General features: G+C 44.3%; 3 protein-coding genes. All 3 read right to left on the reverse strand.

The window, feature by feature from the left end:
• A partial coding sequence (ileS, locus tag A3763_RS10320; RefSeq protein WP_068760007.1) for an isoleucine--tRNA ligase occupies nucleotides 1-1682 on the reverse strand: 1682 nt, incomplete at its 3' end.
• Between the two features lie 85 nt (nucleotides 1683-1767).
• Nucleotides 1768-2754 carry a bifunctional riboflavin kinase/FAD synthetase gene (gene ribF / locus A3763_RS10325; RefSeq protein WP_068512273.1) on the reverse strand — a complete coding sequence of 329 codons (987 nt, stop codon included), beginning with the start codon at nucleotides 2752-2754 and terminating at the stop codon, nucleotides 1768-1770.
• A 204-nt stretch (nucleotides 2755-2958) separates the two neighbouring features.
• Nucleotides 2959-3205 (reverse strand): hypothetical protein (locus tag A3763_RS28565; RefSeq protein ID WP_197482877.1); only part of this gene is annotated, 247 nt, incomplete at its 5' end.

The raw sequence follows: 3205 nt of genomic DNA on the forward strand, positions 1-3205 counted from the left end.
TCGGCAGGGTACTGACCTAGCTCTTCGCGCTGCTTTAATACCGCGGCATGCGTCACGCCCGAGTCAAACCAAACATCTAAAGTGTCGGTTACTTTTGTGTAATTCTCAGCGTCATCACCTAATAATTCGCTCGCATCCAATTCGAACCAGGCATCAATACCCTTCTGTTCAATTTTCTCAGCTACTTTAGCGATCAAATTTTGTGTATCAGGATGAAGCTCTTGTGTCTCGTTATGAACAAACAAAGTAATCGGAACACCCCAAGTACGCTGGCGAGAGATACACCAATCAGGGCTTTGCTCCAACATTGCTTCGATACGATTCTGACCCCATTCAGGTACCCACTGAACACCTTTCACCGCTTCCAATGCAGCTTCTTTCAAACCGTTCTGGGTCATACTGACAAACCATTGCGGCGTCGCACGATAAATCAGCGGAGTCTTGGTTCTCCAACAATGCGGATAGCTATGTGTGAAGACCTTTTTCTTAAGCAGTGCGCCTTGGCTCTCTAGCTCTTCTAAAATCGCTGCATCAACCTTATAAACATGCTGGCCAGCAAACTTGTCGACATCAGAACGGAAAGTGCCACCGCCATCAACATAGTTGAGCGTGCCTAAACCGTACTTCTTACCTACATTGAAATCGTCTACACCATGATCGGGTGCTGTATGAACCGCACCGGTACCCGCGTCGGTAGTGACGTGGTCACCCAAAATAACGGGAACCTGACGATCTCGATAGAAAGGATGAATCAACGCTTGTTTCTCAAGCGCCTGGCCAATACAACGGCCTAAGACTTCAAAAGACTCCAAACCATAGCGCTCAGCATTATCATCAACTAAAGCATCAGCCATGATAAGTAGCTCAGTGCCATTACCCGCGTCAGCCTTAACCAAGGCATATTCTAATTCAGCGTTTAAAGATACCGCTTGGTTAGAAGGTAATGTCCATGGCGTGGTCGTCCAGATCACAACAGACATAGGCACATCTTGCGCATCAACAGAGAAAGCCTCGTAAACAGCAGTCTGGTCGGCGACATTAAAACGAACATCGATCGCTGTTGACTGCTTATCCTGATATTCAACTTCTGCTTCAGCTAATGCAGAACCACCGACAACACTCCAGTAAACCGGCTTAAAGCCTTTCTGCAAGTGGCCGTTTTCAATAATTTGTCCCAAGGCTCTGACAATATCGGCTTCAAACTTAAAGTCCATGGTTAGGTAAGGCTTATCCCAGTCACCCAGAACACCTAGACGAATAAAGTCTTCTTTCTGGCCTGCAACCTGCTTAGCCGCGTAGTCACGACAGGCCTGACGAAACTCAGGGTAGTCTATTTTTACGCCGGCCTTGCCTTTTTTCTTTTCGACATTGTGTTCAATCGGTAAGCCGTGGCAGTCCCAACCCGGAATGTAAGGTGCGTCATAACCACTGATTGTTTTCGCTTTGACAATAATATCTTTAAGAATCTTGTTAACCGCGTGACCAATATGAATACTACCGTTTGCATACGGAGGGCCATCATGAAGAATAAACTTCTCTGCTCCCGCCCGGGCGGTTCTGATTTGTTGATACAAATCCATATCCTGCCACTGCTTTAACATGCCAGGCTCTCGCTGAGCCAGATTGCCACGCATTGGAAACTTGGTTTCGGGAAGGTTTAAAGTATGCTTGTAATCACTCATATTATTGTCACATCAGGTTGTCAATATTGTCCTTAGATCACTAAGGCACTCAATAATTTTTTATCAAGATCGCGTTTATATCTTTCTAGCTGGCCAATTTTTTAAAATATTCCTTGGCCTGCTTAACATCTTTATCTATCTGTTCTTTCAGAGCGTCAATACCATTAAAACGCTGCTCATCACGTACTTTCTGATGAAAAACAACTCGAACATTTCGGCCATATATATCTCGATCAAAGCCGAACAGGTGTACTTCTAGAGAAGGCAAGTAATTCCCAACGGTTGGTTTAACCCCAACATTCGCTACACCTTGATAAGGGGTATTATCCTCACCGTTCAAATAAAGGCTTACGACATAGACACCTGAAAATGGTACTTTCGTTCTCTTTAAGGCTACATTCGCTGTCGGAAACCCTAATTGGCGTCCAAGTTTCTGGCCGTGGATAACCTTACCCATGAAACTATAAGGGCGCCCTAAAGCATTCTCAGCAGCACTAAAATTACTCTTGGCCAACAATTCTCTAATCAGCGTACTACTAACTCTAAGAGGTGATTCTTCACACTCAACTGTCTGAGTACTTTCAACGCTAAAACCAAAGCGCTTTCCCGCCTCTTTCAAGAGCGCATAATCACCCGAGCGGTCGCCCCCAAACCTAAAGTCATCACCAATCACCAGGTGCTTAATACTCAGGTGATCCACCAAAACCTGCTGAATAAACTCTTCTGCACTAAGCTGACTCAAATGCGCATCAAATTTTAAGCAAAATACAAAGTCGATACCGTACTCGGATATCGCCTGATACTTCTCTCGAAAGCGCATTAAACGAACAGGCGCTTCATCGGCTTTAAAATACTCAAGAGGTTGAGGCTCGAAAATAATAACAACGGACCGTAAGTCTTGTGTTTTTGCCTCGGTAACTACTTGCTCTAGAATCGCTTGATGCCCAAGGTGCACACCATCAAAGTTGCCAATCGTTGCAACACATGCCGTATTAGGCGAACTTTTATTTGTGCTTAAGTGCTGACAAGCTGCTATCAGCCCGGGGTTATGCATCCCTCTTAATAATCGCATCGCCACAGCTTGTATAAGTTCCTAGTAAAAACATGCCACAAAATAGTCGCCGATTATACTTGCTCAGGAGGGGAAGATTCAATCAACTCAGACCACAGCTAGCTAATAGAAATGAAAAAAGCCACATTTCTTTGCAATCTAGGCAATTTACCGCCCGAATATTTAAGAAATGCAGCTTTCTATTTGCAGAATGAAAAGTAAGACTTATTCCCACCAACCTACTAGGTTCATATAAATTATTGTCGCTGGTGCAAGAATAAAGGTCAGAATACCAACGGTCTCATCGGTTGACTCTTCGTTATTCTCATTCACGCGAATACCGTTTTCCTTACCAGAAGTGTAATACTTACGCCCCTCACGGTAGGTAAAATATTTATCAGGATCTTCCATCTGATAGTTCCCTTCATTTTGGTAAGCAGGAACAAACTCGTCATCTTCTGCATAAGCCGAC

The sequence above is a fragment of the Oleiphilus sp. HI0128 genome, assembly GCF_001635365.1.